This window comes from Streptomyces sp. KR55, from assembly GCF_052245645.1.
Taxonomy (GTDB): Bacteria; Actinomycetota; Actinomycetes; order Streptomycetales; family Streptomycetaceae; genus Streptomyces; species Streptomyces flavusporus.
This window is the reverse complement of record NZ_JBQQCE010000714.1, coordinates 1-3,334: the sequence shown is the minus strand read 5'-3', so window position 1 is coordinate 3,334 and position 3,334 is coordinate 1. Positions and strand designations below refer to the sequence as shown.

Below are 3,334 nucleotides of genomic sequence, written 5' to 3'. Positions count from 1 at the left end.
CCGATGCCTGATCAGGCCGACCGGTCAGTGGTGAGCCGTCGGGCCGCCTCGGCGAAGGCCGCGAAGAGGTGATTGACCGCCTCGGCGTCGCCGTCCACCGCGAGGCGGCCGGACTCGGTGGCGGCGGACGGCTTCTCATTCCCGAGCGACAGCGCGTTGAACGTTCCTGCGTCGCAGGCCACAGTGGTGGGCGACGCTGCGGGTGACGGTGCGGACCGGACCCTGAGCGCCCCGTCGCCGACGGTCATGGAGAACCGTTCGCCGGCATCGACGTCGCACTCAAGAGCAAGGCCGGCCAGCCGACCGGGGGCGATCGCCACGGTCATGCACAGCGCCACCATGTCGGTCCGAGCAGTCGACGGATCGACACTGTTGCTCATCAGGCCCAGGCCCCACAGCCCGAGTCCGATGACCGGGGCCCTCAGCTCTTCACCGAAGTCGGTCAGGGTGTACTCCGGCGTCGGCTCGGCCTTGGAGACGACGCCGATCGCGTGCAGAGTGCGAAGCCGGTCGGTGAGGCGATTCGGTCCGATCGACGGCATGCGACCGAGGATCTCGGTGAACCGCTTCGGGCCCAGCAACAGCTCGCGGAGGATGAGTACGGTCCAACGCTCGCCAAGCACGTCCATCGCCGTGGCGAGTGGGCAGGCCTGCCCGTATCTGCGCACCGCTCCCATGTGTTCCACTCTACTGACATGTTCTGACGGGCCAACGCGAGGGCCAGGGCGTTCCATTCGGCCTGGCCCTCGTACGCCCGTTGCTACCGGACTCAACGTCCTTCGAGCTTGCCGAGCAGCGCGCGTACTTTGAGATCACGTGCCAGGCGCGCGTCGATTGCCGGGTTGATCACCCCTCGCAAGACGGACAGCGGTGTCCAGCGAGCCGGCCGGATCACGCGGGGTGAACGGTGCTCGATGGCATGCGCGATGGCATGGGCAGCCTGGTCCGGTTCAAGGCGCTTGCGCAGCGGTCGCGGCGTTGCCCTGGACAGGAGCTTGCCGATCGTCGGGTCCTGGTCGACGCCGTTTCTGATCATGTCCGTCTGGATCAGCGAGAAGTAGGCGGTGGTGGCAGAAACGCCGTGCTGGGCGAGTTCCACTCGGAGTCCGCGTCCGAGCTGCTCAACCGCGGCCTTGCTCATGGCGTAGGGAATCGCCCCCATGCCATTGAGGAAGGCGAATACCGAACTGATGAGTACGATCTGACCCTGATTGGCGACGATCTGCTTCATCGCCGCGTTCACGGTGTTGAGGGCACCGTTGACGTTCACGGCCAGCACTTTGTCGATCGCGGGTGCGGGCATGGTGTGAAGTGTGGAGCCATGCCCCATGATGCCGGCGTTCGCAATCACGACGTCGACCCGCCCGAACCGCTCACATATCTGGGCTACGGCATCGTCGAGCGCGTCGCGGTCGCAGACGTCCGCAGTGAAGCCGGCGACGCCGGACGGCGAGATACATGCTGCGATCTCCGGCGTGTCCGGATGCAGATCCACGATGCCGACCCGTGCGCCGCGGGCGAGGAGAGCCCGAGCCGTCGCGCTGCCGAGCCCCCCGGTGCCGCCGGTGATGAGTACGACCTTGTCGGCGAGTTCGTATGCAGTCATGCGGAAGCCTCGTCTTCAGTCATGGGGTGTCGTCCGCGTCCACGTTCAGTGCGGCGAGTGCGAGTTCGGGGCCGAGTGGCGGGACTTCGCGTTCACCGTCGGCGCGCCGCTCCCGTTGTGAGCACACGTTGACCGGCCAGCGACGCCTTCGTAATGAAGCGGACGCTAGCAAGGGCTATATGAAATGTATAGTCATCGCGCGCGATCGGTTCACGTCCCGAACCGGCCATCGGTACGTGTGAGTTGCTGCGCCGTGAACTCCTGGCCGAGCTCGGCGCCCCACCGTGGAGTGCATTGGCTCATCGCCGAAACGGAGGCCGCGCTGGGCGGTGCGTTCATCGATGCGGTGGCGGAGGTGGACGTCGTGCTTGAGCGGTTCGTGCAGATCGACGATTGCGACACGGTCTTCGTCGGGGGCGAGCACCTGTCGTTCCTGGTGACCGAAGAGCTGATGTTCCAGCGCCGTCTGGCCCGCGGCTACGAGGCCGATGGCTCACGACCGAAGACGAGCACCAGGTCCCAGCCGGGCGGTGACCTCACGGGGAGTGAGGGTGGAGCGCTCCGCGGAGCACTCGACGACGACGCGGACCGGGGCGTCGCAGTCGGTGTGGCGGACGTCCAGTACAGGACCCTCGGAGCCGAGCGCGTACGCCTCGCCCCACTGGCTCAGCGCCATCAGAACGGGCCACAGGTCCCAGCCCTTGCGGGTCAGGCGGTACTCGTTGCGGGAGCGGCTGCCCGGCTCCTGGTAGGGGACGGTCTTCAGGATGCCGGCCGAGGTCAGCTTGCGGAGGCGGTCGCTGAGGACGGCCTCCGACAGGCCGATGTGGCGGTGGAAGTCGTCGAAGCGGCGGACTCCGTTGACGGCGTCACGCAGGATCAGCAACGTCCATTTCTCCCCGACCACGTCGAGCGTGCGCTGGACGGGGCAGTTCTCCGTGCTCGCCTCAAGCCACTCCATCCCGCCATCGTAAGGGCCTGGCTTCGTCATTGACAGTCAGGTGAGCAAGAGGCTAGCTTCACTCATAAAAGCCAGATGGAAGGCGCTCGGTCGTGGGACGAACACGTACGTATCACTGGGAAGATCCCGCGATCCTGGCGGAAGCCGCCGGGCGCATGGCCGGCATCGACTTCCTGCGCGAGCTGCAGGCGGGGCAACTGCCGGGGCCGCCCATCAACTACTCCATCGACTTCACCCTGGACGAGGTGGAGCCCGGCAGGGCGGTCTTCTCGCTGACGCCGGGTGAGGAGCACTACAACCCGATCGGCAGCGTGCACGGCGGCATCTTCGCCACCCTGCTCGACTCGGCGGCGGGCTGCGCCGTCCAGTCCACTCTCCCGCAAGGCATGGCGTACACCTCACTCGACCTGACGGTGAAGTTCCTGCGGCGGATCACCATGGACACGGGCACGGTGCGTGCCATCGGCACGGTTGTCAGCAAGGGCCGTCAAACCGCCCTCGCCCAGGCGCAGTTGGTCGACGCGAAAGACCGTCTGCTCGCCCACGCCACCAGTAGCTGCATGCTCTTCCCGGTGCCGCCCTCTCAAGGGTGACGCTCAACGGCGGCCGGTGCATCGGACCTTTTCCCCTGCGCACCGACGTCTCATCCCTCCTAGCTGTTGACCTGCGGAGGGTGATGTGTGTGCGGTGATGCCGGACTCCCTCGACCTCGGCGCGGAACGCCGGGGTACGACGTGACACGGCTGCGGGGGGGGGGGGGGGGGGGG

The 3,334-nt window shown here is 67.0% G+C and carries 4 protein-coding genes; 1 reads left to right on the top strand and 3 read right to left on the bottom strand.

Annotated elements, in window-relative coordinates:
- Positions 1-11: 11 nt before the first annotated feature.
- The 3 genes from ACTWQJ_RS48810 to ACTWQJ_RS48800 form a co-directional block, all read right to left on the bottom strand.
- Positions 12-677 (bottom strand): winged helix-turn-helix transcriptional regulator, encoded by a 666-nt coding sequence (locus tag ACTWQJ_RS48810; RefSeq protein WP_443312799.1) that lies wholly within the window; start codon positions 675-677, stop codon positions 12-14.
- Between the two features lie 92 nt (positions 678-769).
- Complete coding sequence (locus ACTWQJ_RS48805) at positions 770-1,606, bottom strand: SDR family NAD(P)-dependent oxidoreductase (protein ID WP_443312798.1); 837 nt, start codon at positions 1,604-1,606, stop codon at positions 770-772.
- 493 nt (positions 1,607-2,099) lie between these two features.
- On the bottom strand, positions 2,100-2,567 hold the full coding sequence (locus tag ACTWQJ_RS48800; protein WP_443312797.1) for a winged helix-turn-helix transcriptional regulator: 468 nt from the start codon (positions 2,565-2,567) through the stop codon (positions 2,100-2,102).
- A gap of 92 nt (positions 2,568-2,659) precedes the next feature.
- Between ACTWQJ_RS48800 and ACTWQJ_RS48795 the strand changes: the two genes are divergently transcribed.
- On the top strand, positions 2,660-3,160 hold the full coding sequence (locus ACTWQJ_RS48795) for a PaaI family thioesterase (protein ID WP_443312796.1): 501 nt from the start codon (positions 2,660-2,662) through the stop codon (positions 3,158-3,160).
- The last annotated feature ends 174 nt before the right edge of the window (positions 3,161-3,334 follow it).